Origin of the sequence: Spiribacter curvatus, assembly GCF_000485905.1 — a bacterium.
Taxonomy (GTDB): Bacteria; Pseudomonadota; Gammaproteobacteria; order Nitrococcales; family Nitrococcaceae; genus Spiribacter; species Spiribacter curvatus.
In genome coordinates, this window is record NC_022664.1 from 1745001 (window position 1) to 1771605 (window position 26605).

Sequence of the window (26605 nt, forward strand, 5' to 3'; positions counted from 1 at the left end):
CCGGCCTTGATGCGCAATGGCCGGCCACTGGCAAGACGCTCACGCAACTCGTCCTCGCGAATGATCTCATCGGCTCCGCGCCAGAGTGTCTCAAGTGCGGCGTCCACATCGCCCATACCGTGCTCCCGTCGTGCTCTTGGCCAAGAAAACCGGATTCTAGCCTAATTGACCCTGATACGGGCCGGGGCTATCGTTCAGCGACATGAACGCACGGATTCGAATAATGACGCGTCGGTTACGCAATGGGCTGTTATTGCTGGGGATCACACTGGTCGTTGGCGCATTGGTCTGGCCCCGGGCCGATCCCCCGGAAACGCGACAGATCTCACGCCCTCTGTCACTGCCCGAGGCGCCGGGCGTTCCCGACACCACCAGCGGGGTCGCTGACCCCTCCGCGCTACCTACCGCCACCACGCTGCGCGAGCGCATCGGCTCATCCGCCGGCACAGCCGGGAACCCGCCATCGACCGGTGCCGAGCTGGACCGCCCGGTCGCAAGCAGCCCGGTTGAGCCCGCCGACAGTCCCGCGCCCCAGTGGCAGGTCCAGACCGTGCGCAGCGGCGACAATCTCGCTGCGGTCTTCCAGCGCGCCGGTCTGAGTGCCCGCGACGTCCATGAGGTCGTCAACGCCGGCACCCCCGCCGATCAGCTGACCCGTATTTTCCCGGGCGATGAGATCTATCTGCAGAAGGATACCGACGACCGCCTGCTGGGGCTGCGCTACGCAATGAGCCCGACCCGCACCCTGCATCTACGCCGCGACGACGACGGCGAATGGGCCCCTTATGTCGAGACCGTCGAGCTCGAGCGCCGCACCGCCCAGGCCGAGGGTCAGATCGCGAGCTCGCTCTATAACGCCGGCATCGAGGCGGGACTCAATGACGCGCTGATCATGAAGCTCGCCGGCATCTTTGGCTGGGATGTGGATTTCGCACTCGATCTGCGACGCAACGACTCCTTTGTCGTCATCTACGAGACCCTGTATCGCGACGGCCAGAAGGTGCGCAACGGCGATATCCTCGCCGCCGAGTTCATCAACCGTGGCGAGCGTTTCCGGGCGCTGCGCTACGAGACACCGGAAGGCCAGAGCAATTACTACACGCCAGACGGGCGCAGCATGCGCAAGGCCTTTCTGCGCACCCCCACCGACTTCACCCGGGTGAGCTCGGAGTTCAACCCCGACCGCGTCCATCCCGTCTATGGCACCAAACGCCCCCACCGCGGCACGGACTACGCCGCTCCGCCCGGCACGCCGATCAAGGCGGCCGGCGATGGCAGGATCATCGAGCGCGGGACCAAGGGCGGCTATGGCAACACCGTCGTACTCAAGCATGGCACGCGCTACACCACGCTCTATGCGCACATGCGCGGATTCGCCAACGGCCATTCGGTGGGCGAGCGGGTTGAGCAGGGTGAAATCATTGGCTACGTCGGCAGCACCGGTCTGTCCACCGGTCCGCACCTGCACTACGAATTCCGGGTCGATGGCACCCATCGCAACCCGCGAACGGTGGATCTGCCAGAGGCGACACCCATCGCGGAGCGCTATCGCGATGACTTCGAGCGCGAGACCACCGATCTGCTCGCCCGCCTGAACGGACTGACTCCGACCCGCGTCGCCCGGGCCAGCGAGTAGGCGCCCCAATGCGGATGATCGGCCTGATGTCGGGCACCAGTCTGGATGGTGTCGACGCCGCGCTGGTCGACTTCGATGCCGACGGCCAGCCAGCACTGGCCGGGCACATCCACCACGCCTATCCCAGCGGACTCGCAGACCAGCTGCGGGCCGTTCATGGCGACAGCCCACTGCGAACGGTGCTGATGCTGGATGCGCGGCTCGCCGAGGTCTATGCCGACACCGTCAGCGCGCTTCGATCGGCAACCGGCGCGGCGCGGGGGAGCGTTGATGGGATCGCGCTGCATGGCCAGACCCTCTGGCACGCGCCCGCTGCCGATCCGCCGGTCACCTGTCAGATCGGCGATCCCAGCCGCCTGGCCGAGGCCACCGGCATCCGCGTCATCGCCGACTTCCGCCAGCGCGATCTGGCCGCGGGGGGCGAAGGCGCCCCCCTGGCGCCGCTATTCCATGCCGCCCTGTTTGGCTGTGACCACCGACGCTGCGTGGTCAACATCGGTGGTGTCGCCAATGTCTCGGTGCTGGCCGCCGGTGGACAGGCACTGGGTGGCTTCGATACCGGACCGGGCAACACGCTGATGGATGCCTGGACGCGGCGCCACCTCGGCGCGGCGTTTGATCAGGATGGCCGTTGGGCCGCATCGGGCAGCGTCGATCAGGGGTTGCTCGAAGCGCTTCTCGCCGACCCGTATTTCCGCCGCCCGCCGCCCAAGAGTATCGACGTGCGATCCTTCGATCTGGCCTGGCTGGCGCGCTATCGGGGCACGTCTGAGCGGCCGGCGGATATACAGGCCACACTGCTCGCGCTGACCGCCGAGAGCCTCTGTGCCGCGATCGATGAATGGGGCGGAGCGCCGGAGGATGTCGTGGTGACCGGCGGCGGTGCGTTGAATGCCGGGCTGCGTCGGGCGATTGCCGGGCGGCTGGCACCCTGCCCCCTGCGCACCGGCGATGAGCTGGGTGTTCCAGCCTCACTGGTGGAAGCGATTGGATTCGCTTGGCTGGGCCGGGCCGCGCTGCGCCGTGACCGGCTGGATCTGGCATCGATCACCGGCGCCCGGCGACCGGTGCCCCTGGGCGGGATCTACCCGGCCTGAGCCTGGTCAGACGCCGAACGACGACCCGCAGCCGCAGGTGGTGCTGGCGTTGGGATTGCGGATCACGAACTGGGCACCCTCGATCCCCTCGACATAGTCGATCTCCGCGCCTTCGAGATAGGCGCTGCTCATCGGGTCCACCAGCAGTTTGACCCCGGCATTCTCCACCGTTGCGTCACCGGCCTCTTCGCTTTCGTCGAACATGAACCCGTACTGAAAGCCCGAGCAGCCGCCACCGGTGATGTAGACGCGGAGCTTGAGTGCCTCGTTCTGCTCCTCGTCGAGGAGCTGGCGCACCTTCGTCGCCGCATTGTCGGTAAAAACAAGCAGGTCTTCCTGCTCCGCCACTTCACTCATTGCCTTGTCTCCGACTGATCGATTGTCCAATGATTCTCCTGCCCGCCCGCAGCAACGTCAATCGCTGTCAGGGCAACACCGCTATGCCCTGCAGGCCCAGCGTCTCGGGCAGACCGAACATCAGGTTGAGATTCTGCAGCGCCTGGCCCGCCGCGCCTTTGACGAGATTGTCCTCCACCGCCAGCACCAGCGCCATGTCACCGCCTTCGGGCCGGTGCACGGCGATGCGGACCATGTTGCTGCCGCGCACGCTGCGCGTCTCGGGGTGACTGCCCGGCGGCAGGACATCGACGAACGGCTCGTCGGCGAAGCGCGCCGCATAGACCGCCTGCAGATCCACTGATGGATCGAGCAGACGCCCGTACAACGTCGCGTGAATACCGCGGATCATGGGGATCAGATGCGGCACGAAGGTCAGCCCCACCGGGTGACCCGCCGCGGCCTCCAGCCCCTGGCGGATCTCGGGCAGGTGACGATGCCCGGAGGCGCCGTAGGCGTGGAAGTTCTCACCGGCCTCGCACAGCAGCGTGTGCTGACGGGGCTGACGGCCAGCGCCACTGGCCCCCGATTTGGCATCGGCCACCAACTGGCCGGTATCGACCAGTCCCGCCTCCAGCAGCGGCAGGAACCCGAGCTGTACGGCGGTGGGATAGCAGCCCGGATTGGCCACCAGTCGCGCCCGGCGAATGGCGTCGCGGCCCTGCTCCGGCAATCCATAGACCGCTTCCGCGGCCAGTGCCGGGCAGCTGTGGGCCATGCCATACCAGTCCGACCACACCGACAGATCACGGATCCGGAAGTCGGCCCCCAGGTCGATGACACGGACACCCCGATCGATCAGTGCCGGTGCCATCTCCATGGCCGTGCCATTGGGCGTGGCGAAAAACACCACATCACAGGCGGCCAGCGCCTCGGTGTCAGGCTCGGAGAAGGCGAGATCGATATGACCGCGCAGGTTCGGGTAGATCGTACTGACCGGCACCCCCGCCTGGGCGCGGGAGGTAATGACCTGCAGGGCAACCTGTGGGTGCCCCGCCAGCAGGCGTAACAGCTCGACACCGGTGTAGCCCGTGCCGCCCACGATCCCGGCCGTTATCGTCATAATCCGTCTCCTGAGCTGATGGCGTTCACCCTGTATGATGCCAGAGACGCCAACCGGGCGCCGATGGTGAACCCGATCGTGAGAATGACCCCCAGTCAGTCACAGCAGCAGCGCCTGTCCATTGGCCGGGCACCGGTCCTGATGGCCGGGCTTGGCGTGATCGTCGGCGCCCTGACGGCGCTGGTCGTGATCGGCTTCCGGCTGCTCTACGAGTCCGGTCAGTCGGCACTGCTACCCGGCGGTATGCTCGGCAACTACGAGGCACTGCCCGCCTGGCAGCGGCTGTTGCTGCCGATTGCGGGCGCCGGGCTGATCGGCCTGTACATGCGCCACGCCGCGCGGAGCGATCCGCGCACCGGCATCGGCTTTGTGATCGAGCGCACGACCTATCACGAGGCACTGCTGCCACTGCGCAACGCCATCCACCAGCTGGTCGTCGCCACCATCGCCATCGTCAGCGGTCACTCGGTGGGGCGCGAGGGCCCCAGCGTCCATCTCGGCGCCACCGCCGGCAGTCAGGTCGGTCAGTGGCTGGGACTCCCCCACAACAGCCTGCGCACGCTGGTGGCCTGCGGGACGGCGGCCGCCATCGGTGCCTCGTTCAATACCCCCCTCGCCGGCGTCGCCTTCGCCATGGAGGTGGTGGTCATGGAATACACCATCGCCGGCTTCCTCCCGGTCATCATCGCCGGTGTGACCGCCACCGCCCTCGCCCGCCTGGTATTCGGGACCGGCATCGTGTTCTCCGTCCCGGTGCTGACCATCGAAGGGCTCCATGAACTGCCGCTGGTCCTCGTCCTCGGTCTGCTGCTGGGGGGCCTGGCGGCGGTATTCATTCGTCTGCTCCGCATCGTTGGCCAGGCCCTCACCCACTGGCCGCCCCTGCGACGGACGCTGACCGGCGGGCTGATCGTCGGCCTCATCGGCCTGGTCGTCCCCCAGGTGATGGGGATCGGTTATGACACCATCGCCGCCACCCTCGCCGGCGAACTGGGCATCGCGCTACTGATCGCCATCGTCGCTGCCAAGCTAGTGGCGACGACAGCCGTCATCGGCCTGGGCGTGCCCGGCGGGATCATTGGCCCGACGCTGGTCATGGGGGCCGCGGCCGGGGGCGCGGTGGGACTGGTTGCGGAGTCGATGATCGCCGCGCCGCTCGGCGGACCGGCGCTCTATGCGCTGCTGGGCATGGGCGCGATGATGGGGGCGACCCTGCGCGCGCCGCTGGCGGCGCTGACCGCCATGCTCGAGCTCACCGCCAACCCCGGCATCATCATGCCGGGCATGCTGACCATCGCCGCCGCCACGCTCAGCGCCCGCGAGATCTTTCAGACCGACTCGATCCATCACCTGGCGCTGGGCGAGCGCGGGCTCGATCCACGCCGCAACCCATTACTGCAGGCCGCGAGCCGGCTGGGGATCCTCCAGCTCATCGACCCGCACTGCCGGCAGCTGGCGGCATCAACGCCGGCCGATGGGATCGATGCGGCGCTCGCGGCCCCCCCCAGCTGGCTCCTCCACGATGCGGGGCAGGACGGGCTGCCGACACGGCTGAGCGATCCCGCCACCCTGCGCGATAACCGTCACGCGGGCCGGGCGGCATTCGCCGGATCGATCCCGCTGCTGGCCATCGATGAGAAGGCGAGCCTGCGCGAGGCCATCGAGCAGCTCCGCGAGGCGGGCGACGCGGCGCTACTCGCCACCCGCCCGGTCGGTCACGGGACGGTCGAGTGGCAGGGGATCGTGACCCGCACGGCGATCTATCGGGCGTATCTCAGCTGAGTCAGCACGGCGGACAGTTGGTATAATCAGCCAACGGATCAATAGAGGGACTCTGCCGTGCGGAAAGAATGGTTGGCTGGTGTCCTGGCCCTGGTGATCGTGGCGGTCGTTGGCTATGTCTGGTTCGCGCCACCGGCGCGCGAGCCCGCCCCGAACGTCGAGCTCGATATGCTGGATGGCGCCCAGGCCGAACTCGGTCAGTATCAGGGCGAGCCGGTGATGCTGGTGTTCTGGGCGACGACCTGTCCGACCTGCGTCGCCGAAATGCCCGAGGTGGTGGAGCTGCATCATGACCTCGCCGACAGGGGGCTGAACATCGTCGGCGTCGCCATGGACTACGACCCCCGGGCGCAGGTTGAGGCGCTGGTGGCCCAGCGCGGGCTGCCCTACAGCATCGTGCTGGATGACGGCGGCCGTATCGCCAATGCCTTCAACCAGGTCCGGGTGACACCGACCACGGTCCTGATCGACCCCGAGGGCGGCGTGGTCTGGCAGCGCATCGGCCCGATCGACTTCGAGTCCCTGCGCCGCCAGCTCGGGCCCATGCTCGCGGAGCGGCAGTCGGCATGACCGCCCTGTGGATCAAGTCATTCCACATCATCAGCGTGATCACCTGGTTCGCGGCGATCTTCTATCTGCCACGGCTGTTCGTCTATCACGCAATGGCCGAGGACGAGATCGGGCGCGAGCGCTTCAAGGTCATGGAGCGCAAGCTCTACCGCGGCATCATGAACCCCAGCGCCATCGTCGCGGTGGGCCTGGGCGTGGTGCTGGTCGTCATCCAGCCGTACTGGCTCGAGCAGGGCTGGCTGCACATGAAGACCCTGCTGGTGATTGGTCTGGTCGGTTACCACCTGTACTGTGGGCGTCTGCTCCGGGCCTTCGCCCAGGACCGGAACACGCGGAGCCATCGATGGTACCGGGTTTTCAATGAATTACCGGTGCTGGTATTGATCGCCGTTGTGCTGCTGGTCGAACTCAAACCCGGTTTTCCGTGGTAATCTGATACCGTACTCATTAAGTCCACAATGGTTCATCGACATGACGTCTGTGCTTTTCTCCCGCCAACATGATGACTACGTCCGCCAGCTGCTGCAGGGCGCCGGACTGCGCGCGACCCGCCAGCGTATGGGGCTCGCCGGGCTGATCTTCGGGCAGGGCGAGCGCCATATCACCGCCGAGGAGCTCTACGCCGAGGCCATTGATACGGGTATGCGGCTGTCACAGACGACGGTCTACAACACCCTCCACCAGTTCACCGAGGCCGGCCTGCTGCGGGAGATCCTCGCCGATCCGCGGCGGATCTATTTCGATACCAAGGTCGATCCGCATCATCACTTCCTCGATGAGGAAACCGGTGAGATGGAGGACATCCCGCATAATGGCGTCGCCGTGGACGGTCTGCCGACACCGCCGCCGGGCAAGACCATTGAGGGTGTCGACGTCATCGTGCGCGTCCGCCGCCCGGGCTGAGTATCGTCAGCGGCCGGCGCGGATCAGACCGCCCAATCCGTAGCGGTCCATTTCGGCGTTGATCAACCGGCGGACCTCACCCGGTGTCTCGCAGACCAGGACCGCGTCGAGCATTGAGCGGGCGGTCGAATAGGGGATGGTGCGCAGCACGCGCTTGACGCGTAACAGCCGGCCGCTGCTCATCGACAGCCCCTCCATCCCCATCGCCAGCAGCAGCGGCGCCACCGCCGGTTCACCGGCCATGCTCCCGCAGATGGTCACCGGCGTATCCAGCCGCCGGCCGGCCGCTGCGACTTCCGCCACTGCCCGTAGCACCGCCGGGTGCAGCTCGTCATAGATCGACGCGACGCGACTGTTATTGCGGTCCACCGCCAACAGATACTGCGCCAGATCATTGCTGCCGATGGACAGGAAATCCAGCCGACGCGCGAGGCTCTCCGCCTGATACACCGCCGCGGGCACCTCGACCATCGCCCCCACGGCCGGCGCGGCCGTCTCCACCCCCTCTTCGGTCAGCTCGTCGCGGGCGCGGCGGACCAGGGCCGCGGCCTGATCGGCCTCTTCGACCCGGGTGATCATGGGAAACATCACCCGCAGATTGTCCAGTCCGGCGGAGGCCCGCAGCATGGCACGCAGCTGGGTCAGAAAGATCTCCGGGTGATCCAGCGTCATGCGCACGCCGCGCCAGCCCAGGAACGGGTTGTCGTCGTGGGTGGGGAAGTACGGCAGCGGTTTGTCACCGCCGATATCGAGGGTCCGGAGCGTGACCGGCAGCGGCGCGAAGGCCTGGAGCACCGCGCGATAGTCCTCGACCTGCTCGCTCTCGCCGGGAAAGCGGGTGCTGATCATGAACGGAAACTCGGTGCGATGCAGACCGACGCCGGCGCAGCCGATCTCCAGGGCGCGTTCGATCTCTGCCGCCAACCCCGTGTTGACGTAGAGATTGATGCAATGGCCATCAGGGGTCTGCGCCGGTTCGCCGGCGATCTCGGCCAGCTCGGCGGTCAGCGCCGCCTCCTCCTCGACCAGGCGCTGATACTCATCCCGCAGCGCCGGCGCCGGGTCCACCTCCACCCGACCACGATAGCCATCGACGATCAGCGCCCGGCCGTGGAGGCCATGGACGGGCAGTTCCCGCACCCCCATCACCGCCGGCACTCCCAGCGCCCGGGCGAGGATGGCGATATGCGAGTTCGCCGATCCACCGGCACTGACCACGCCGGCGAGCCTGTCGGTGGGGATTTCCACCAGCTGCGAGGCGCTCACTTCCTCGCCCACCAGGATCGTCTGCTCGGGGAGCGTTTGATCCTGTTCCTCGAGCGCCAGCAGCCGGGTCAGCAGCCGCCGGCCGACATCGCGCAGGTCGCTGGCCCGTTCACGCAGATAGGCATCATCCATCGCCTCGAACCGCCGGCTGTGCTCGGCGATCGTCAACCGTACGGCGAACGGCGCCCAGTGGCCGTCGCGGATGTGCGCATGCACCCGCTCGCGGAGGCTGTCCCCATCGAGCATCTGCAGATAGACATCGAAGAGCTGCTGTTCGGCCGCCGGGACCTGGCCCTCCATCCTCGCCGCCAGTGCGCGGATATCCTCTCGGGCCGCCGTCAGCGCCGCGGCGAAGGCGGCGGCCTCGGCGTCCGCATCGCGGACCCGGCGATCGGGGATGCTCTCGAGGTTGGCGGCACCGGTCATGACGTGCCCCTCGCCGATCGCGAGGCCGCTGGCCCCCCCGATACCATCCAGCCCCAGTGGTCCACCCCGCGCCACCTCGGCGCCATCGGTCAGTTCACCCCGGACACGGGCATGCGCCATCACGCCGGCCAGCTGCGCGGCCATGGTCACCAGAAACGCGACTTCGGCATCGGTGAAGCGCTCGCGCGCCTGGCGCTGGACCACCAGCACGCCCAGCCGTGATTGGTAGTGAATGACCGGCACCCCGAGGAATGAGTGAAAGCGCTCCTCACCGGTCTCGGGGAAATAACGGAAGCGGGGGTGGCGATCGGCGTCGTTGAGGTTGATGGATTCCTCGCGCTGCGCCACCAGGCCGACCAGTCCCTCCGTGAGCGGCAGCCGCACCTGACCCACCGCATCGACGTTCAGCCCGCGCGTCGCCATGAGCCGCAGGTGTTCGCCGTCGCCCTCGAGCAGATAGACCGAACAGACATCGCCCTCTGTGGCCTCGGCCACCCGCTCGACGATGATCTCCAGCGCCTCGCGGAAATCGCTCGCGGCATTGACCGACTGGACAATGCGATGGAGCGTTTCCAGCACCGCCGCTACCGCCCCTGGCCGGGCTGCGGGATGGCGGGCGGCCGCCCGGTCCCCGGATTCACGGGCCGTCGCGGCGGCCCCTCGGGGAAGAGCACCGGCGCGAGCTCGTCCAGCGCCTGGGCGTACACCTCGCGCTTGAATGAGACGATCTCCTCGAGCGGATACCAGTACGGCACCCAGCTCCAGGTATCGAACTCCGGCGCCGGTGTCGCATCGAGGCGGACCCGCGTGTCGGCCGTCCGCAGCCGGAGCAGAAACCAGACCTGCTTCTGACCGATGCAGGTGGGGCGTTGCCGGCGACGGATCAGATGCCGCGGCAGGCGGTAGTGGAGCCAGCCCCGCGTGGCGCCCAGCACCGCCACGTCCGAGGGCGCCAGCCCCACCTCTTCATTGAGCTCGCGGTAGAGCGCTGCCTCCGGGCTTTCGTTGCGCTGGATCCCGCCCTGAGGGAACTGCCAGGCATCCTGACCCACGCGGCGCGCCCACAGCAGCTCGCCGGCGGCATTGGCCAGAATCATCCCAACATTTGGACGAAACCCTTTTTTATCAATCACTTACTGCACCAAAAGAAGAATTCTATTGCGGGTTATTCTTCCACATAGGAGAATCAGGCGGCAATGCGAAAGCGGGAATGATGCGTGCAGCTGGCGATTTTCGACCTCGACAACACCCTCCTGGACGGCGACAGCGACTACCTCTGGGGACAGCACCTGATGGAACAGGGTGCCGTGCCGCGGGCCCGGTTCGAGCGGGACAACCAGCGTTTCATGCGCGACTACGAGGCCGGTCGGCTCGACATTGATGCCTTCCTGCGCTTTGCCCTCCAGCCACTGGCCGAGACACCCGAGCCGACACTGCGTGAGTGGCGGCGCGCCTTCATCGATCGGCATATCCGGCCGCGCATCCTCCCGGCCGCTCAGGCGCTGGTCGAGCATCACCGCCGGCGCGGCCATGCCTTGATGATCATCACCGCCACCAACCGCTTTGTCACCGAGCCCATTGCCGAGCTGTTCGATATCCCGATCCTCCTCGCCACCGAGCCCGAGCGGGGCGCGTCAGGGTTCACCGGTCGCCATCGCGGCATTCCCACCTTCCGTGAGGGCAAGATCAAAGCGCTGCAGACCTGGCTCGACGCTCAGGAAGCCGCTTTCGAGACGGTCCATTTCTACAGCGACTCGCGCAACGACCTGCCCTTGCTCGAGCATGTCGACCGGCCCGTCGCCATCGATCCGGACGCCATCCTTGAAGCGGCCGCTCACGAGCGCCACTGGCCGGTGCTCACGCTCCGCGCGGGTGATACCCCGCAGCCACTCAGTTGACGAGGAGATCCACAGGATGCATCGCCACTGCCTCTCTGCCGGCCGTCGGATCATCGCCGGCCTCCTGTTCGCCGGCCTGGCCGGTGCCGCCCACGCGGACATCGTGATCGAGGATGCCTGGGCCCGTGCCACACCACCCGGTTTCGACAAGGGCGCCGTCTATTTCGAGCTCCGCAACGATGGCCCGCGCAGCGATGCGCTCGTCGGGGTGAGCACCGACCGGGCCAGCCGCGCCGAGCTGCACCGGACCCTCGAGGACGGCGGCAACAGCCGCATGGTGCACACCCCCCGGGTATCAATCCCGGCAGCGGGCCAGGTCCTATTCGAACCCGGCGGCCGTCATGTCATGATGATGGGCATCGAATCGGCCCTCACCGAGGGCGAGACGTTCGTCATCGAGCTCGAGACCGAGGACGCCGGCCCGCTGGCCGTGACGGTCGATGTCCTGGCACCCACGGCGATGGCCGCCGACTAGATGACCCGCGAGAACCGCCGTTCGGCACGACCCGCTGTCAGATAGGCATCGAACGGCATCGCGACATTGCGCAGGAACAACCGCCCCCGCTCGGTGACCTGCAGCGAGGCATGATCCATGGTCAACAGGCCATCGACCGCCAACGGCTCGAGCTCGACCAGCGCGTCCCGGAAATAGTCGGTGAACTCGATCGGGTGACGCGCCTCGATGGCCGCATAGTCGACCCGCCCCCGGCACATCACCGCCTGGATGACATCCCGGCGCAGACAATCATCCGCCGTGAGCGCCACACCCCGCCAGATCGGTAGCTCGCCGGCACTCACGGCGGCATCATGGCCCGCCGGATCGCGGACATTCTGGCTGAATGCATCCCCGATCTGGCCGATCGACGAGGCGCCCAGCCCGATCAGGTCAAGATCGGGCCGTGTGGCATAGCCCTGGAAGTTGCGGTGCAATGTGCCCTCATCGGCGGCCGCCGCGAGCGCATCGCCCGGCAGTGCGAAATGATCCATACCGATGTAGTGATAGCCCTCGCGCGAGAGGCGCTGCATGGCCTCGATCAGCAGCGTCAGCTTCATCTCCGCCGCGGGCAGACTGGCATCCGGGATCTGGCGCTGGATGCGGAACATCTGCGGCATATGCGCATAGTTATAGAGCGCGATCCGGTCCGGCCGCATGGTCATCACCGCATCCAGGGTCTGCGACAGGCGCTCGGGGGTCTGTAGCGGCAGCCCGTACATCAGATCAAGATTGATCGAGTGGAAGCCTTGATGCCGCGCCTCCTCGACAATATCCGCGGTCGCCTGAACGCCCTGGACGCGGTTGATCGCCTTCTGCACATCGGCGTCGAAATCCTGCACCCCCAGACTCAGGCGGTTGAAGCCCAGGGCGGCGAGATTGCGGATGCGCTCACGGTCGACCGTGCGCGGATCGACCTCAATGGAGAATTCGCGCCGGGCCGGCGCCGCCATCGGAAAACGCTGGGCGATGGCATCGATCAGTGTCGCCAGATCCCCATCGGAGAGATAGGTCGGCGTGCCACCGCCCAGGTGCAGCTGCTCCACCGGCCGGTCGTCCGCGAACAGCGCCGCCTGCAGGTCGAGCTCGTCGATCAGGCGGGCGAGATAATCGCTCGCCCGGCGGTAGTTGGCGGTGATCACCTTGTTACAGGCGCAGTAGAAACACACCGTCCGGCAGAACGGCACATGCACATAGAGTGACAGCGGCCGCGGGATCGGATCGTCGTTACTCCAGGCGACGCGTTCCCGATAGCGCCCGGCATCAAACGCCTCGGTGAACTGGGCGGCCGTGGGATAGGAGGTGTAACGCGGGCCCGTGACGTCGTAACGGCGCAGCAGGGTCCGATCGAGAAGTAGACGGTCGGCCATCAGCGTGTCGCTCCAATGGTGATCATTCGTGGCATCATAGGCGCTCAGGCGCCGCGACGGATTGATCTGGGTCAGTCCGATGCACAGTCGGCGGAGGATTGCGTTGAGGCACGATGATGAACAGAAGACACCGGCGCCCACCGGCCTGCGGGCACGGCTGATACGGCGTGCCTGGCTGGCACTGGCGCTGTTTTTTATCGGCCTGGGCAGCGTCGGTGCGATCCTGCCACTGCTGCCAACCACGCCCTTTCTGCTGCTCGCCGCCATGTGCGCGTCGCGCAGCTCACCGGCGCTGCATGCCTGGCTCTACAGCCATCCCCGCTTCGGCCCCCTGCTACGCGACTGGCGCGATCACCGGGCCATCCGCCCACGCGCCAAGGTCACGGCGCTGGTACTGGTGGCGCTCAGCTGGGGATGGATGTGGATCAGTGTGGAACCGCTCTACGCCCGCCTGTCGGCGAGTGCGGTGATGGCCGGGGTGGTCACCTTTCTGGCGACCCGGCCCCATGGCCCTAGGCCGTAGTCGACGCGGCCACGACGAACAGCCCCACCACGCAGGCGAAGGCAGTGGTCCAGAGGAGACTGCGCAGGGTCGGCCGATCGCCGATATAGGCGGCGCCATAACCGAGCCGCAACACGACGAACGCCACTGCCAGGGCGTCGATCCAGCCCTGGGCGCCGCCGACCTGATGGGCAATGAGGACCGCCGCCGCGAACGGCGGGAACGCCTCGAAGGTATTGAGCTGTGCCCAGTGGGCGCGCTGACGCCAGCCGCTGAGGCCGGCCAGCCATTCCCGTGGCCGGGCGTTGTCGAACCGCCCCTGTGACTTCGCCAGTCCGGCGAATACGAACGGCATCACCATCGCCGCCAGAACGGCCCAGTAAGCGATCGTCATCCATCCCCTCCGCGCCGTTGCAGATCCACGGCTCGATAGCCGATATCGGTGCGCATGAACCGTCCCGGCCAATGCACGTCATTGGCCAGCTCGTAGGCGGCTGTCTGCGCGGCGACGATGTCGCGGCCGAGGGCACAGGCGCAGAGCACCCGGCCGCCCGCGGTCACCGGCCGCCCCTGTGGGTCGGTCGCGGTACCGGCATGGAAGAGCTTGCGGTCATCGCGGTCGGCCCCGGTCAGGCCCTCGATGACATCGCCGCGCTCGTAACCCGCCGGGTAGCCTGCCGCCGCCAGCACCACGCCCAGACAGGGGCGTGGATCCCAGGCCACCGTCTGCGCGTCAAGGGTGCCCGTCAGGGCGGCCTCGAACAGCGTGACCGGGTCACTCGCCAGTCGCATGAGAATGGGCTGGGTCTCGGGATCACCGAGACGGACGTTGAACTCGAGCACCCGCGGCTCGCCCCCGGCATCGATCATCAGCCCGGCGTAGAGGAATCCCTTGAAGCCACGACCCTCGGCCACCAGACCTTCCACCGTGGGCCGGATCACCGACTCGAGGATGCGCGCATGCACCGCATCGGTGACCACCGGTGCCGGTGAATAGGCCCCCATGCCACCGGTATTGGGCCCCTGATCACCGGCGTCACGGGCCTTGTGGTCCTGCGAACTGGCGAGCGGCAGCACGGTTTCGCCATCCACCAGGGCGATGAAACTCGCCTCCTCGCCGGTGAGGAAGTCCTCCACCACGATCCGCTCGCCGGCCGCCCCGAACGCCCCATCGAGCATATCCGCCGCCGCGGCCAGCGCCTCGTCGACGCTCCGGGCGATGGTCACGCCCTTGCCCGCCGCAAGGCCATCGGCCTTGATCACCAGCGGTGCGCCGCGCTCGCGGATATAGGCCTGTGCCGGTGCCAGCGCCTCGAAGGTCTGGTAATCGGCGCTGGGAATGTGGTGGCGGGCGAAGAACGCCTTGGCGAACGCCTTCGAGGCCTCCAGCTCCGCCGCCGCCTGATGCGGCCCCAGACAGGCCAGACCGGCGGCCTCGAAGGCATCGACGACCCCCGCGGCCAGCGGCGCCTCGGGGCCGATGACCGTCATGTCCACCGCCAGCGCCCGGGCGCGCTCGATCAGCCCGGGGATGTCATCGACGCCGACGTCGACGTTGCTCACCCCGTCCTCAAGCGCGGTACCGGCGTTCCCCGGGGCGACATAGACATGCCCGCTGCGCGGCGACTGCGCCAGCCGCCAGGCCATGGCATGCTCGCGGCCGCCGTTTCCCACCACCAGGATCCTCATCTCGCCTGCCCCCATCGCTCGCTCAGTGCCGGAAGTGGCGCATGCCGGTGAACAGCATGGCAATGCCGTGCTCGTCCGCCGCCGCGATCACCTCGTCGTCGCGCCGTGAGCCGCCGGGCTGGATGATCGCCCGCACACCGGCGGCCGCCGCCTGATCGATACCATCGCGGAACGGAAAGAACGCATCCGAGGCAAGGACCGAGCCGGTCAGGTCGAGGCCGGCGGCCTCTGCCTTGCCCACGCCGATTCGGGCGCTGTCGACCCGGCTCATCTGACCGGCGCCGACGCCCAGCGTCCGACCGTCGCGGCCGTAGACGATGGCATTGGATTTGACGAATTTCGCCACCCGCCAGACGAAATCCAGGTCCGCCCGCAGGGCATCGGTCACCGGCTCACGGGTCACGCAGTGCAGCCCCGCATCGCCGGTCAGCGGGATATCCTGATCCTGCACCAGCAGTCCGCCGCCCAGCGGCTGCAGCCGCCACCCCGTCGGCGTCACCGGCCCGTCAGCGATCGTCAGCACGCGGACATTGGCCTTGGCCGCAGTGACCGCCAGGGCCTCCTCGCTGACCGCCGGCGCGAGGATCACCTCAACGAACTGCCGCTCGACGATGGCGCGGGCGGTATCGGCATCCAGCGGCCGGTTGAAGGCGATGATCCCGCCGAACGCGGAGGCGGGATCGGTGGCGAAGGCGGCGTCATAGGCCGCCGGCAGGCCGTCGGCCACGGCGACGCCACAGGGGTTGGCATGCTTGACGATGACACAGGCCGGGGCATCGAACGCGCCGGCGCAGGCCCAGGCGGCGTCGGCATCGGCGAGGTTGTTATAGGAAAGCGCCTTACCCTGGCGCTGGTCATAATGGGCGAAGCTGCCGGGCGCGGCCTGCGGGTCGCGATAGAATGCCGCCGCCTGATGCGGGTTCTCGCCATAGCGAAGCTCGGCGGCCTTCCGCCAGTGACGGTTGAGTTGACCGGGAAACGCCGAGACCGTGCCATCGGCCCCCCGGGCCGAGAGGTAGTCGCTGATCGCCGCGTCATACCGGGCGACGTGGTTGAACGCCGCCACCGCCAGCTCAAACCGCTGACCGGCATCAAGGCCCCCGTGACGCTCGAGCGCATCGATCACCGCCGGGTACTGATCGGGCGCGGTCACCACCCCGACCCCGTCAAGGTTCTTCGCCGCCGCGCGCAGCATCGCCGGCCCACCGATATCGATATGCTCGATGGCGTCGGCAAGCGTGCAGTCCGGCCGCGCCACCGCCTGCTCGAAGGGATAGAGATTGACCACCAGCAGATCGATGGGCGGGATCGCCTGCTCGGCCATCACGGCGTCATCCTCGCCGCGCCGGCCCAGCAGTCCGCCATGGATACGTGGATGAAGGGTCTTGACGCGTCCGGCCATGATCTCGGGGAAACCGGTGTGCTCGCTGACCTCGATCACCGGGATACCGGCTTCATCGAGCAGCCGGGCGGTGCCACCGGTGGAGAGGATCTCGACCCCCCGGTCGGCCAGCGCGCGTGCAAGGGCCTCGACCCCGGTCTTGTCTGAAACACTGATCAGGGCCCGCCGCAGTGGCGGGATTGTGGGGGCAGCCGTCATGAATGGACTCCGTCGCGTTCAGTCTTCGAGGCCGTACTGGCGTAGTTTCTTGCGCAGTGTCCCGCGATTGATCCCCAGGGCCGCCGCCGCCCGGGTCTGATTGCCGGCGCACTCGCGCATGACCACCTCCAGCAACGGTGCCTCGGCCTGCTCAATCACCATCCGGTGGAGGTCATGGCTCGCCTGCCCGTCGAGGTGCTGGAAATAGGCGGTCACCGTATCGTGCACACAGGCACGGATAGGGCCGACGCTGGCGCGCTCCGGCGCGGACTCATCTTCCATGGGGTGATTCCTTCGCGGGAAAGCCGAAATCATAAACGCAACACCCGGCCCGTTAAAGCGGCGCGCGTCGACCATCGAGCCGGACCCACTCGCCGGACGCCACCGGCGCGGCGAACTGGCAGGCGGGTTCATAGGCCGCCCGTACCGAATCGGCCTGACCCGCCAGGAGCCCGGCCAGGGTCAGCCGGCCGCCGGACGCCAGCGCCGGCGTGAGTCGTGGCGCCAGATCCTGCAGGATGCCGGCGAGGATATTGGCCAGCACACGATCGGCCACCGGCAGCACGGCCTCGGCATCCGCCACCTCGAGTCGGTCCGCGACTCCGTTGCGCTCGGCATTGTCACGGCTCGCGACCAGCGCCTGCGGATCGTTGTCCACTGCCAGCACGCGGGCCGCTCCCAGACGCAGCGCGGCGATCGCCAGCAGCCCCGAGCCGCAGCCGTAGTCGATCACCGTCTCCCCCAGCGGCGGATCCGCGGCCAGCGCCGCGAGGCAGAGCGTGGTACTGGGATGGGTGCCGGTGCCAAAGGCAAGCCCCGGGTCGAGGCGGATATTCACCGCATCGGGCTCGGGGGCATCCATGCCCCAGGGCACCACCCAGAGCGATCCGCCGAAGCACTGCGGCTGGAAATGCTCGAGCCAGGCCCGCTCCCAGGGCTGATCCGCGATCTCGGTGGCGTGCCAGTCCGGTGGCTCGCCACCGAGGGCCTCCGCCACCGCCGCGCGGATCGCGGCGCGATCACAATCCGCCGGGAACAGCGCCTCGACCCGCAGCTGGTCCCAGAGCCGGGTCTCGCCGGGTGGCGGCTCGAGGACCGCGGTGCTGCCGGGCGCCTCGGCCCAGGTGATCGCCTCGGCCCCGGCCGCTTCGAGGACGGCCTCCAGGGTGTCCGCCCGGGCCGCCTCGACCGCGAATGCGACCTGGTGGGCGGGCATGGTCAGCGGTTTTCGCCGGGCTGCCAGAGGACGTCGCCACCGGCGTCGCGGTTGGCATCGCGGGCGAGGACGAAGAGATAGTCCGAGAGCCGGTTGAGATAACCCAGCACATGCTCGTTGATGGGCGTTGTCACCGCCAGCGCCGCGGTATCCCGCTCGGCCCGACGGGCCACCGTCCGGGCATGGTGCAGGTGGGCGGCCGCCGGGCTGCCGGCCGGCAGCACGAACGAGCGCAGGGTGTCGAGGTTGGCGTTGACGCGATCGATCTCCGCCTCCAGCCATTCGGTCTGGGCCGCCACCACGCGCAGTGGCTCGAACGGCGGATCGTCCTGCTCCGGCGTACACAGATCGGCGCCGACATCGAACAGATCATTCTGGATGCGCGTCAGCGCCGCCTCCAGGTCACCGCCGGCATGCAGCCGGCAGATCCCCAGCAGGGCATTGAGCTCGTCAACGGTGCCATAGGCGGTGACCCGCGGATCGGTCTTCGCGACCCGGCTGCCATCGCCGAGGCCGGTCTGACCGGTATCACCGGTGCGTGTGTAGATGCGCGTGAGCTTGACCATGCCGCTCAGCCGCCGAAACGCTTGATCGAGTCATTGATCTCGGCCACAGCGGCGTCATAGCCCTTCCAGCCGTTCACCCTGACCCACTTGCCGGGCTCGAGGTCCTTGTAGCGCTCGAAGAAGTGACCGATCTGCTCGAGCAGCAGCGGCGGCAGGTCATCGGGACCATTGACCCGATCATAGATGGGCGTGAGCTTGCTGATCGGCACACACAGGAGCTTGGCATCCTCACCGCCCTCGTCGGCCATCTCGAGCACACCCACGGGGCGGCAGCGGATCACCGAGCCGACCGCGAGGGGAAACGGGGTGACCACCAGCGCATCGAGTGGATCACCATCGCCGCAGAGGGTGTCGGGGATATAGCCGTAGTTGGCCGGATAGCGCATCGACGTGCCCATGAAGCGGTCGACCATGATGGCGCCGGAGTCCTTGTCCACCTCGTATTTGATGGGATCGGCGTTGGCCGGGATCTCGATGATGATGTTGATGTCGTCCGGCAGATTCTTGCCGGCGTCGATGCCCTCGTAGGCCATGGAAACCTCCTGATGTCGATGTGCTGAATGGCGGGGAGTATACGCGGCGGTCCGGCTCGGGTCAGTCCCTGAACGGCGGGCACCGGGGCGCCACGCGCTCACCCCGCAGACGCGCGTATTCGGGCAGGCCATCGCGATAGGGCGGGTAGTCCTCGCCGGCGATCAGCGGGCGTAGGTAGCGCAGCGCCGCCTCGGTGACGAACAGTCCCTCGGCATCGATGTACGACGCCGGCATCTTCGCCTCGCGGTTGGCCACCGCCTCCAGTGGCACCTGACCGACATGCCAGCGATAGGGCGATCCGGACTCGCGCACGACCGTCGGCATCACCGCGTTGTGCCCGGCGAGCGCGAGCTCCACGGCGGCGCGCCCGAGGGCATGGGCCTGTTCCACATCCGTGGCCGAGGCGATATGGCGGGCGGCCCGCTGCAGATAATCGGCGATCGCGTAGTGATACTTGTAACCCAGGCGATCCCGCACCATCGAGGCGACCGCCGGCGCGACGCCGCCAAGCTGGGCGTGGCCGAAGGCATCGCGCGTGCCCTGGTCGGCGACGAACTGGCCATCGGCGGTCCGCAGCCCCTCGGAGACCACGACGACGCAGTAGCCGATCCGCTCGACACAGGCCTGTACCCGATCCAGAAAGCGCTGTTCATCCAGCGCCACCTCGGGCAGCAGGATGACATGGGGCGGGGCGTCCTCCCGGTCCTGCGCCAGGGCCGAGGCGGCGGCGATCCAGCCGGCATGCCGGCCCATGGTCTCGAGGATGAACACCCGGGTGGAGGTCTCGGCCATGGAGGCGACGTCCAGCCCGGCCTCGCGGGTCGCCACCGCGATGTACTTCGCCACCGAGCCAAAGCCCGGGCAGGTGTCCGTCACCGGCAGGTCATTATCAACGGTCTTGGGCACCCCGATGCAGGTGATCGGATAGCCCATCGCCTCGCCGAGCTGCGAGACCTTCTGGGCGGTGTCCTGGGAATCGCCGCCGCCGTTGTAGAAGAAATAACCGATGTCATGGGCCCGGAACACCTCGATCAGGCGCTCGTACTCGGCACGGTTTTCCTCCAGCCCCTTGAGCTTGTAGCGCGCGGAGCCGAATGCCCCGGCAGGCGTGTAGCGCAGCGCGGCGATGGTCTGCGCCGACTCGTGGGCGGTGTCAATGAGCTGTTCGTGGAGCGCGCCGAGAATGCCGTTGACCCCGGCATAGACGGTCCCGATGGCCTCGGGATGCTCGCGGGCGGCCTCGATGACGCCGGCGGCACTGGCATTGATCACCGCCGTCACCCCCCCGGACTGGGCGTAAAAGGCATTTCTCGCAGGCATGTGCACTCCCCCTGTGTCCTGATCAGCGGGGGGAGTCTATCAACTCCGCGCCTTCTCAGCCTCCAGCAGATAGTCGCGGGTGAGCGGCACCGCCGTCGGATCACGCGCGAGCTGTAAGTGGAAGACCGCCAGGCCGCGATAGTGGAAGGCCATTTCGCTGACCGCCAGATAGAACTCCCACAGACGGCAGAATCGCTCGCCCTTCTCCGCGGCGATATCCCCACGCACCGCCTGGAAGCGCTGGAACCACTCGGCGAGGGTCAGCGCATAGTGCTGGCGGAGCACTTCGATATCGGTGGTCGCAAGCCCCTGACGCTCAATGGCCGGTGTCACTTCGGACAACGATGGGATATAGCCACCCGGGAAGATGTAGCGCCTGATCCAGGGATTGGTGACGGCCGGCCGACCCAGCCGGCCGATGGTATGAATGAGCGCCACGCCGTCGGGGGTCAGATGATCACGGACGGCGCGGTAATACTGATCGTAGTAGGCGGCACCGACATGCTCGAACATGCCCACGCTCACGATACGATCAAAGCGCTCGGGCACGTCGCGATAGTCCTGCAGGCGGATGCTGACCCGATCCTCAAGGCCATGCTCGCGCACGCGTGCCCTCGCCACCCGCGCCTGTTCGCTGGAGAGTGTCAGCCCGACCACACGGGCATCGGTCTGCTCGGCGAGCTCGATCGCCAGCCCACCCCAACCGCAGCCGATATCGAGCACGGACTGACCGGGTGTCAGGCACAGCTTGCGACGGACAAGGGCGCGCTTCTGCGCCTGCGCGGACTCGAGATCATCGGTGCCCGCCGGCCAGTAGCCGCAGGAGTACTGCAGATCCCGATCGAGGAAGCGCCGGAATAGCTGCTCGTCGATGTCGTAGTGGTGGGCGACATTGCGTCGGCTCGCCGATCGGCGGTTCCACTGCTGGAGCGGGCGGAGCAGCCAGTCCGCGGCGCGCCGGGCACCACCGCGCTGCTCCCGCGCGAAGTTGCTCATCAGCACTGTCAGCAGGGCACGCAGGTCAGGCGTGCTCCAGTGACCGTCCATATAGGCCTGGCCCAGCATGAACTCGGGATCCGCCAGTATCCGCCGAGCCACCCGGGCCTCGTGCAACAGCAGCGTACCGGCCGGTTCACCGTCGCCAAACAGGCAGTGACGACCATCCGGCCACGTCAGCCGCAGCTGGCCGTATTCAACCCCCTCATCCAGCACGCGCTCAAGCATAGCGCCCCCCTATCGCGACGTCGCCCGTTCTAACAGGTACCATTTCCAGCACCCTAAATCACCCGCAGGCGATTGATAACATGTCCACATCCCGCGTCATCCAGCCGGTCATTGGCCTCGTCACGCTCCGCGCTGGCCCCCAGGACCTGCCCTTTTCCACCGGGCTGATGGGCGCCGCGATCGCCCTGACGGCGGTGATCAATGTCCCGGTCATCCAGCGCTTCACCCCCGACACCAACCCGTTTTTGCAGATCGGGCTGCTCGCCGCCTATAACCTCGCCTTTCTCGCGATCGCGCTGTGGCTGCGTGGCTATGGCCCGCGGTTCGTCCAGAGCGCCACCGCGCTGTTCGCCGCCGACGCGCTCATCTCGACGGTGGGGCTGCCGATCCTGCTGCTGGTCGGTCGCCCCGACGAGGCCACGGCGCTGGGCGCACTGACCTTCCTTATACTGCTGGTCTGGAATATCGCGGTGGTCAACCACATCCTCAAGGCCGCTCTGGCGATGACCAACCCACTGAGCCTGGGCATCACCCTCGCCTATATCTTCGGCGGCAGCGCCTTCGTGCGCATGATCTCCGGCGCATGAGCCATGTCCACGTCCTTGGCATCGGCGGGACGTTCATGGCCGGACTGGCGCTGCTCGCCCGGGAGGCCGGATACCGGGTCAGTGGCCAGGATGGTCCGCTCTATCCACCGATGAGCGATGTGCTCGCGGCCGCGGGGATCGAGGTTCACGAGGGCTACGGGCGACTGATCCACGCCGACAGCGCCGACCAGATCGTCATCGGCAACGCCCTGTCGCGGGGCAACCCCGCCGTCGAGGCAGTGCTCGACCGCGGCCTCGACTATTGCTCCGGGCCGGCCTGGCTGGCGCGGTATATCCTCCATGACCGCTGGGTGATCGCCGTGGCCGGCACCCACGGCAAGACCACCACCGCCAGCCTGGTGGCCTGGCTGCTTGAGTCCGCCGGTCTCGAACCCGGCTTCCTGATCGGTGGGGTCCCCGAGAACTTCGTCACCCCTGCGCGTTTGGGACAGGCACCGTTTTTCGTCATCGAGGCGGATGAGTACGACACCGCGTTTTTCGACAAGCGCTCGAAGTTCGTGCATTTCCGGCCGCGAACGCTGGTATTGAATAATCTCGAGTACGATCATGCCGACATCTTTCCCGATCTTGCAGCGATCGAGCGTCAGTTCCAGCACCTGGTGCGAACGGTCCCCGGTTGTGGCGGGATCGTGGTGAACACCGATGACCCGGCCCTCGCCCGGGTCCTCGAAGCCGGCTGCTGGAGCGAGCGGATCGGGTTCGGGACAGGCGCTGATGCCGCCTACCGGCTGGCGCCGGCGGGGCACGGCTGGCGCCTCGCTGACTGGCACTGGCGCCCACCCCTGCCCGGCCGGCATAACGCCATGAACACCGCCGCCGCCCTGCTCGCGGCCCGCCATGCGGGCATCGCCATGGACAGCAACCTCGCCACCGTGTCCGCATTCAAGGGCGTCCGCCGTCGGCTGCAGTGGCGCGGCGAGGCGGGCGGCGTGCGGATCCTCGATGATTTCGCCCATCACCCGACGGCGATCACCGCCACCCTCGAGGCGCTGGCCGCCGAGGGCGGCAACGGCCGGCTCCTCGCAGTCGTGGAGCCCCACTCCAACACCATGCGCGAGGGCATCCATCGTGATCGGCTGGGTCAGGCGTTAGCGGCCGCCGATCGGTCGTTCGTCCTCGCGCCCGCGGATCTTGACTGGGATATCGCCGGTGCCCTTGCAGCGCTCGGCGGTCGGGGCCAGACCGCCGCCGACATCGACAGCCTGATCGCGGCCGTCGCCGGCGCCAGCCGGCATGGCGATACCGTGGTGATCATGAGCAACGGCGCCTTCGGCGGCATCCACGAGCGGTTACTGGCGCGGCTCGCCGATCCGCAGTGACTCAATCGCGGCCGCCCCGGGGCGATGGCGGCGCAGCCTAGGCAGCAGGACGCCCGGCCGGATCGCATCACGCTCGAGATCGATCAACCGCCGGCGGTCGCCCGCCCCGGTCGTCGCCCGCCAGATCCGCAGGACCCAGCGCTTGCGGGGATCGGGGGTCACCCGGATCAACACCTGATCGGGCAGCCGACCGGCATGCCACCGTGGCAGCACCGGCAGGCGGGCGGCGTCCGGCCGTGGGCTGATCCAGCGCAGCAGGGTTTCCCAGCGCCACTCGGGCGGTTGGCGCCACCGCTCGTCAGCGGCGACGATGCCGCGCCCGTCGGCGGCACGCACCGCGACGAACGGCGCTCCCGGTCCGGCCAGGCCAAGCCGTTCCTCGCTCGGCGCCGGCAGACCGGCCTGCTGCGGATAACGCTCGCGGGCATCCGGCCAGTCCATCCCGGCCACAGCGGCCGTCGCCGCCAGAAGTACACCGGCGGACAGACTCACCGCCGCCGGGAAGCGCATCGACCGGCGGGCACCGCCATCCGCCAGCGCCGGCAGCGCGCCCAGCACCACCCCCAGCCCCAGACCGGCGATGATGTCCAGTGGCCAGTGCACGCCGAGCATCAGGCGTGATGCCGTGACCATCGCCACCAGAACGCTCCCCAGGGCCAGTGTCATGCGCCGGGCAACCAGCGCCCGCCAGGGCAGCAGCGTGATCCATGTCGTGACCAGTGCCGCAATCGCCGCGCTATGGACGCTGGGGAAGGCCGGTCCCCAGTCGCCGGTCGCAGTCAGTCCCAACGGTCGCGGCAGATCGACCAGCCCCTTCAGCGCCAGCCCGGTGAGTAACGCAAGACAGACGCCCGACAGGGCGTAGCAGGCGCGTCGGCCCTCACCGCTGCGCCACAGCATGATGAACAGCGCGAGTGCCGCGGCGGTCACGGGCAGCCACCCACCCGCCTGGGTGAGCGTCCAGGCGAGCGCCTGCAGGGCATCGCCGCGCTGGGCATTGAACAGCGCCACCAGTCCCCGCTCCCAGCCCAGTGGCTGTGGCACGAGGATCGCGCGGCCGAGTGTTGCCAGCACGGCGAGCAGCGCCAGCCACCAGAGCCAGCCCTGGCGGTGGCGCAGCGCCCGGAGTGCGGCATGGAAGGGCGCCAGCCAGCGCCGCCACTGTCCCGGCGGCGGATGCCGGCCGATCGCCCGGGCGAGCCGACTGCCGGCGAGACGCAGCGGCCGATCGATGCGCGGAATGAGCCAGCGCAGCAGTAGGAAACCGCCAAAGCCCAGTACCAGCCAGGCCACCAGCCGGCCCATCACCTCCATGGCAAGGGCCAGCGAGGCACCGAAGACGATACCGGGCAGCAGATAGGCCGGTGCCCAGCCCAGCGCCGAGCCAACGTTGGCAAGCAGGAATCGCCCGGTCGGCATACCCAGCATGCCGACCACGGCGGGAATCACGGGACGGACCGGACCGATGAAGCGCCCCAGCACCACGCTCTTGCCGCCATGACGGCGGAACAGCCGTTCGGCGTTATCCAGCGCCTGGGGGTAGTGGCGGACCAGGGGTAGACCGCGCAGCCGGTCGCGGTAGTGACGCCCCAGCCAATAGCTGAGGCTGTCGCCGATAATGGCGCCGGCCATCGCCCAGAGCAGCATCGGCAGGATCGCGATGTTGCTGCCGCCCACCGCCGCGCCGGCCAGAAACATCAATACAGCGCCGGGGACGATCAGTCCGACCAGCGCCAGGGACTCGGTCAAGGCAATCAGGCCAATGATCAGCCCGGCCCAGCCCGGGTTGACCGAGAGCCACTCAAAGAGTGGCTCAAGCGCTGATTCGAGCCCGCTCACAGATCGGCGAACACCCGCTCGGCCGCATCCAGCGTGTGCTGGAGTGCGGTTTCGTCATGCGCGGTGGACACGAATCCGGCCTCGAATGCCGACGGTGCCAGGTAGACACCGGCCTCGAGCATGCCGTGGAAGAACCGCTTGAAGCGCTCGCCATCACAGGCCGCGACGTCCTCGAAGCCGACCACCGAATCGCTGTCGGTGAAGAACAGCCCGAACATGGTACCCGCCTGGTGGGTGAACAACGGCACACCCGCCCCCGCCGCGCGCTCGCGCAGGCCCTCGAGCAGGCGGGCGGTCCAGGCCACCGCATCGGCGTGGACCCCGGGCTGTGAGAGCGCTGCGAGCGTTGCCAGACCACTGGCCATCGCCAGCGGGTTACCCGACAGCGTGCCAGCCTGATACACCGGCCCGGTGGGTGCGAGCCAGTCCATGACATCGGCACGCCCACCGAGCGCTGCCGTTGGCAGGCCACCACCGATGACCTTGCCCAGGCAGGTCAGATCCGGATCGATCCCATACCATGCCTGTGCGCCCCCCAGCGCCGCCCGAAAGCCGCTCATCACCTCATCAAAGACCAGCAGCGCGCCGCTCTCGTCGCAGAGCTCACGCAGCCCCCGCAGGAATGACGGCAGCGCTGGTACGCAGTTCATGTTCCCGGAGACCGGCTCAACCAGCACCGCCGCAATGGTGTCGCCATACTCGGCGAACAGCTGCCGGACGGCGTCGATATCATTGTAGGGCGCGGTCAGCGTGGTCTCGGTCACCGCCGCTGGCACACCCGGGGAACCGGGAATCCCCAGGGTCAGCACGCCAGAGCCGGCCTCGACCAGCAGAGCGTCGACGTGGCCGTGATAGTTGCCACGGAATTTCAGCACCCGATCGCGACCGGTATAGCCGCGTGCCAGGCGGACCGCGCTCATGCACGCCTCGGTCCCGGAGTTGACCATGCGCAGGCGCTCGATGCCGGGCATGATCGCCTGGACCTTCATCGCCAGCTCGGTCTCGAGCTCGGTCGGCGCGCCAAAGCTCGTCCCGCGGGCGGCGGTATCGGTGATGGCGCGCACGACGTCGGGATGGGCATGCCCCATGGCGAGCGGGCCGTAGGAGAGCACATAGTCGACGTACTGCTTGCCGTCCACATCCTCGATCCAGGCCCCTTCGCCCCGCCGCATGAACACAGGCGTCCCTCCCACGGCGCGGAATGCCCGCACCGCGGAGTTGACGCCGCCGACGAGATACTGACTGGCCTGTTCAAAAAGCGGTTCGGATCGACTGGTCATCATTATTC

At 67.9% G+C, this 26605-nt stretch carries 28 protein-coding genes (1 of these 28 running past the window's edge); 11 read left to right on the plus strand and 17 right to left on the minus strand.

Annotated features, from left to right (window positions below):
- On the minus strand, positions 1 to 116 hold the 5' portion of the coding sequence (gene tyrS / locus SPICUR_RS08545; RefSeq protein WP_023368054.1) for a tyrosine--tRNA ligase. The gene continues 1090 nt to the left of window position 1, outside the view; only the first 116 of its 1206 coding nucleotides appear in the window; it begins with the start codon at positions 114 to 116; the stop codon falls past the left edge of the window.
- A 107-nt stretch (positions 117 to 223) separates the two neighbouring features.
- Here tyrS and SPICUR_RS08550 point away from each other — a divergent pair, with 107 nt between their 5' ends.
- The gene (locus SPICUR_RS08550) at positions 224 to 1636 is read left to right on the plus strand and encodes an OapA family protein (protein WP_023368056.1); all 1413 of its coding nucleotides are present in this window, start codon (positions 224 to 226) and stop codon (positions 1634 to 1636) included.
- A gap of 14 nt (positions 1637 to 1650) precedes the next feature.
- The gene (locus tag SPICUR_RS08555) at positions 1651 to 2733 is read left to right on the plus strand and encodes an anhydro-N-acetylmuramic acid kinase (protein WP_023368058.1); all 1083 of its coding nucleotides are present in this window, start codon (positions 1651 to 1653) and stop codon (positions 2731 to 2733) included.
- A 6-nt stretch (positions 2734 to 2739) separates the two neighbouring features.
- On the opposite strand, the gene erpA is transcribed toward SPICUR_RS08555, so the two are convergent.
- Both erpA and argC read right to left on the minus strand, forming a co-directional pair.
- Complete coding sequence (gene erpA / locus SPICUR_RS08560) at positions 2740 to 3090, minus strand: iron-sulfur cluster insertion protein ErpA (protein WP_023368060.1); 351 nt, start codon at positions 3088 to 3090, stop codon at positions 2740 to 2742.
- 67 nt (positions 3091 to 3157) lie between these two features.
- A complete protein-coding gene (gene argC, locus SPICUR_RS08565) occupies positions 3158 to 4192 on the minus strand; it encodes an N-acetyl-gamma-glutamyl-phosphate reductase (protein WP_023368062.1) in 1035 nt (344 codons plus the stop codon).
- Between the two features lie 18 nt (positions 4193 to 4210).
- Here argC and SPICUR_RS08570 point away from each other — a divergent pair, with 18 nt between their 5' ends.
- From SPICUR_RS08570 to irrA, 4 genes are all read left to right on the plus strand, one after another.
- Positions 4211 to 5974, plus strand: coding sequence for a chloride channel protein (locus SPICUR_RS08570; protein ID WP_023368064.1), 1764 nt, complete (start codon positions 4211 to 4213; stop codon positions 5972 to 5974).
- A gap of 72 nt (positions 5975 to 6046) precedes the next feature.
- Positions 6047 to 6544, plus strand: coding sequence for a TlpA family protein disulfide reductase (locus SPICUR_RS08575; protein ID WP_023368066.1), 498 nt, complete (start codon positions 6047 to 6049; stop codon positions 6542 to 6544).
- Positions 6541 to 6975 carry a protoporphyrinogen oxidase HemJ gene (gene hemJ / locus SPICUR_RS08580; RefSeq protein WP_023368068.1) on the plus strand — a complete coding sequence of 145 codons (435 nt, stop codon included), beginning with the start codon at positions 6541 to 6543 and terminating at the stop codon, positions 6973 to 6975. The genes SPICUR_RS08575 and hemJ overlap by 4 nt, the downstream gene beginning before the upstream one ends.
- A gap of 40 nt (positions 6976 to 7015) precedes the next feature.
- The gene (gene irrA, locus SPICUR_RS08585; protein ID WP_023368070.1) at positions 7016 to 7447 is read left to right on the plus strand and encodes an iron response transcriptional regulator IrrA; all 432 of its coding nucleotides are present in this window, start codon (positions 7016 to 7018) and stop codon (positions 7445 to 7447) included.
- Positions 7448 to 7453: 6 nt separating this feature from the next.
- Here the strand turns inward: irrA and ptsP are convergent, their stop codons facing one another.
- Together ptsP and SPICUR_RS08595 are read right to left on the minus strand one after the other, a co-directional pair.
- Positions 7454 to 9718, minus strand: a complete 2265-nt coding sequence (gene ptsP, locus SPICUR_RS08590; protein WP_023368072.1) for a phosphoenolpyruvate--protein phosphotransferase — start codon at positions 9716 to 9718, stop codon at positions 7454 to 7456.
- A 5-nt stretch (positions 9719 to 9723) separates the two neighbouring features.
- Positions 9724 to 10272, minus strand: a complete 549-nt coding sequence (locus SPICUR_RS08595; RefSeq protein ID WP_041381867.1) for an RNA pyrophosphohydrolase — start codon at positions 10270 to 10272, stop codon at positions 9724 to 9726.
- Positions 10273 to 10356: 84 nt separating this feature from the next.
- On the opposite strand from SPICUR_RS08595, the gene SPICUR_RS08600 reads away from it, so the two are divergent.
- A complete protein-coding gene (locus tag SPICUR_RS08600; protein ID WP_023368076.1) occupies positions 10357 to 11037 on the plus strand; it encodes a histidinol-phosphatase in 681 nt (226 codons plus the stop codon).
- Between the two features lie 16 nt (positions 11038 to 11053).
- Positions 11054 to 11512, plus strand: coding sequence for a copper chaperone PCu(A)C (locus SPICUR_RS08605; RefSeq protein ID WP_023368078.1), 459 nt, complete (start codon positions 11054 to 11056; stop codon positions 11510 to 11512).
- On the opposite strand, the gene hemN is transcribed toward SPICUR_RS08605, so the two are convergent.
- On the minus strand, positions 11509 to 12900 hold the full coding sequence (gene hemN, locus SPICUR_RS08610; RefSeq protein ID WP_023368080.1) for an oxygen-independent coproporphyrinogen III oxidase: 1392 nt from the start codon (positions 12898 to 12900) through the stop codon (positions 11509 to 11511). The two genes, SPICUR_RS08605 and hemN, sit on opposite strands and share 4 nt — an antisense overlap.
- 103 nt (positions 12901 to 13003) lie before the next feature.
- Here hemN and SPICUR_RS08615 point away from each other — a divergent pair, with 103 nt between their 5' ends.
- Complete coding sequence (locus SPICUR_RS08615; protein ID WP_237220329.1) at positions 13004 to 13423, plus strand: YbaN family protein; 420 nt, start codon at positions 13004 to 13006, stop codon at positions 13421 to 13423.
- On the opposite strand, the gene SPICUR_RS08620 is transcribed toward SPICUR_RS08615, so the two are convergent.
- From SPICUR_RS08620 to SPICUR_RS08660, 9 genes are all read right to left on the minus strand, one after another.
- Complete coding sequence (locus tag SPICUR_RS08620) at positions 13413 to 13796, minus strand: MAPEG family protein (protein WP_023368084.1); 384 nt, start codon at positions 13794 to 13796, stop codon at positions 13413 to 13415. The genes SPICUR_RS08615 and SPICUR_RS08620 overlap by 11 nt on opposite strands.
- Positions 13793 to 15091 carry a phosphoribosylamine--glycine ligase gene (gene purD, locus SPICUR_RS08625; protein WP_041382546.1) on the minus strand — a complete coding sequence of 433 codons (1299 nt, stop codon included), beginning with the start codon at positions 15089 to 15091 and terminating at the stop codon, positions 13793 to 13795. Before purD ends, SPICUR_RS08620 begins: the two co-directional genes overlap by 4 nt.
- Positions 15092 to 15113: 22 nt before the next feature.
- Positions 15114 to 16691: a bifunctional phosphoribosylaminoimidazolecarboxamide formyltransferase/IMP cyclohydrolase gene (gene purH / locus SPICUR_RS08630; RefSeq protein WP_023368088.1), complete on the minus strand. Its 1578-nt coding sequence runs from the start codon at positions 16689 to 16691 to the stop codon at positions 15114 to 15116.
- Positions 16692 to 16709: 18 nt separating this feature from the next.
- Positions 16710 to 16973, minus strand: a complete 264-nt coding sequence (locus tag SPICUR_RS08635; protein ID WP_023368090.1) for a helix-turn-helix domain-containing protein — start codon at positions 16971 to 16973, stop codon at positions 16710 to 16712.
- A gap of 52 nt (positions 16974 to 17025) precedes the next feature.
- Entirely contained in the window at positions 17026 to 17907 is an 882-nt protein-coding gene (prmA, locus tag SPICUR_RS08640) for a 50S ribosomal protein L11 methyltransferase (RefSeq protein ID WP_023368092.1), read from the minus strand.
- A 2-nt stretch (positions 17908 to 17909) separates the two neighbouring features.
- Complete coding sequence (locus tag SPICUR_RS08645; protein WP_023368094.1) at positions 17910 to 18473, minus strand: cob(I)yrinic acid a,c-diamide adenosyltransferase; 564 nt, start codon at positions 18471 to 18473, stop codon at positions 17910 to 17912.
- Positions 18474 to 18478: 5 nt separating this feature from the next.
- Positions 18479 to 19006 (minus strand): inorganic diphosphatase, encoded by a 528-nt coding sequence (gene ppa / locus SPICUR_RS08650; protein WP_023368096.1) that lies wholly within the window; start codon positions 19004 to 19006, stop codon positions 18479 to 18481.
- Positions 19007 to 19067: 61 nt separating this feature from the next.
- Positions 19068 to 20327 (minus strand): 6-phosphofructokinase, encoded by a 1260-nt coding sequence (locus SPICUR_RS08655; protein WP_023368098.1) that lies wholly within the window; start codon positions 20325 to 20327, stop codon positions 19068 to 19070.
- A gap of 39 nt (positions 20328 to 20366) precedes the next feature.
- Positions 20367 to 21551, minus strand: coding sequence for an SAM-dependent methyltransferase (locus SPICUR_RS08660; protein WP_023368100.1), 1185 nt, complete (start codon positions 21549 to 21551; stop codon positions 20367 to 20369).
- A gap of 80 nt (positions 21552 to 21631) precedes the next feature.
- Here SPICUR_RS08660 and SPICUR_RS08665 point away from each other — a divergent pair, with 80 nt between their 5' ends.
- Complete coding sequence (locus SPICUR_RS08665; protein ID WP_023368102.1) at positions 21632 to 22138, plus strand: hypothetical protein; 507 nt, start codon at positions 21632 to 21634, stop codon at positions 22136 to 22138.
- Positions 22135 to 23478: a UDP-N-acetylmuramate:L-alanyl-gamma-D-glutamyl-meso-diaminopimelate ligase gene (mpl, locus tag SPICUR_RS08670; RefSeq protein ID WP_023368104.1), complete on the plus strand. Its 1344-nt coding sequence runs from the start codon at positions 22135 to 22137 to the stop codon at positions 23476 to 23478. The genes SPICUR_RS08665 and mpl overlap by 4 nt, the downstream gene beginning before the upstream one ends.
- On the opposite strand, the gene SPICUR_RS08675 is transcribed toward mpl, so the two are convergent.
- Together SPICUR_RS08675 and hemL are read right to left on the minus strand one after the other, a co-directional pair.
- Positions 23449 to 25317 (minus strand): VTT domain-containing protein, encoded by a 1869-nt coding sequence (locus SPICUR_RS08675; protein WP_023368106.1) that lies wholly within the window; start codon positions 25315 to 25317, stop codon positions 23449 to 23451. The two genes, mpl and SPICUR_RS08675, sit on opposite strands and share 30 nt — an antisense overlap.
- Positions 25314 to 26597, minus strand: a complete 1284-nt coding sequence (gene hemL / locus SPICUR_RS08685) for a glutamate-1-semialdehyde 2,1-aminomutase (RefSeq protein ID WP_041382547.1) — start codon at positions 26595 to 26597, stop codon at positions 25314 to 25316. The genes SPICUR_RS08675 and hemL overlap by 4 nt, the downstream gene beginning before the upstream one ends.
- Positions 26598 to 26605 lie beyond the last annotated feature (8 nt).

Bases quoted from the DNA above. Each gene is read 5' to 3' on its own strand.
- hemN (WP_023368080.1), bottom strand. From the start codon at position 12,900: ATGGCCGACCGTCTACTTCTCGATCGGACCCTGCTGCGCCGTTACGAC.
- SPICUR_RS08620 (WP_023368084.1), bottom strand. From the start codon at position 13,796: ATGACGATCGCTTACTGGGCCGTTCTGGCGGCGATGGTGATGCCGTTC.
- hemL (WP_041382547.1), bottom strand. From the start codon at position 26,597: ATGACCAGTCGATCCGAACCGCTTTTTGAACAGGCCAGTCAGTATCTC.
- irrA (WP_023368070.1), top strand. From the start codon at position 7,016: ATGACGTCTGTGCTTTTCTCCCGCCAACATGATGACTACGTCCGCCAG.
- SPICUR_RS08645 (WP_023368094.1), bottom strand. From the start codon at position 18,473: ATGGTCAAGCTCACGCGCATCTACACACGCACCGGTGATACCGGTCAG.
- SPICUR_RS08665 (WP_023368102.1), top strand. From the start codon at position 21,632: ATGTCCACATCCCGCGTCATCCAGCCGGTCATTGGCCTCGTCACGCTC.
- ppa (WP_023368096.1), bottom strand. From the start codon at position 19,006: ATGGCCTACGAGGGCATCGACGCCGGCAAGAATCTGCCGGACGACATC.
- argC (WP_023368062.1), bottom strand. From the start codon at position 4,192: ATGACGATAACGGCCGGGATCGTGGGCGGCACGGGCTACACCGGTGTC.
- SPICUR_RS08605 (WP_023368078.1), top strand. From the start codon at position 11,054: ATGCATCGCCACTGCCTCTCTGCCGGCCGTCGGATCATCGCCGGCCTC.
- purD (WP_041382546.1), bottom strand. From the start codon at position 15,091: ATGAGGATCCTGGTGGTGGGAAACGGCGGCCGCGAGCATGCCATGGCC.
- hemJ (WP_023368068.1), top strand. From the start codon at position 6,541: ATGACCGCCCTGTGGATCAAGTCATTCCACATCATCAGCGTGATCACC.
- SPICUR_RS08555 (WP_023368058.1), top strand. From the start codon at position 1,651: ATGATCGGCCTGATGTCGGGCACCAGTCTGGATGGTGTCGACGCCGCG.
- SPICUR_RS08570 (WP_023368064.1), top strand. From the start codon at position 4,211: ATGGCGTTCACCCTGTATGATGCCAGAGACGCCAACCGGGCGCCGATG.
- SPICUR_RS08655 (WP_023368098.1), bottom strand. From the start codon at position 20,327: ATGCCTGCGAGAAATGCCTTTTACGCCCAGTCCGGGGGGGTGACGGCG.
- prmA (WP_023368092.1), bottom strand. From the start codon at position 17,907: ATGCCCGCCCACCAGGTCGCATTCGCGGTCGAGGCGGCCCGGGCGGAC.
- purH (WP_023368088.1), bottom strand. From the start codon at position 16,691: ATGACGGCTGCCCCCACAATCCCGCCACTGCGGCGGGCCCTGATCAGT.
- mpl (WP_023368104.1), top strand. From the start codon at position 22,135: ATGAGCCATGTCCACGTCCTTGGCATCGGCGGGACGTTCATGGCCGGA.
- SPICUR_RS08635 (WP_023368090.1), bottom strand. From the start codon at position 16,973: ATGGAAGATGAGTCCGCGCCGGAGCGCGCCAGCGTCGGCCCTATCCGT.
- SPICUR_RS08660 (WP_023368100.1), bottom strand. From the start codon at position 21,551: ATGCTTGAGCGCGTGCTGGATGAGGGGGTTGAATACGGCCAGCTGCGG.
- erpA (WP_023368060.1), bottom strand. From the start codon at position 3,090: ATGAGTGAAGTGGCGGAGCAGGAAGACCTGCTTGTTTTTACCGACAAT.
- SPICUR_RS08550 (WP_023368056.1), top strand. From the start codon at position 224: ATGACGCGTCGGTTACGCAATGGGCTGTTATTGCTGGGGATCACACTG.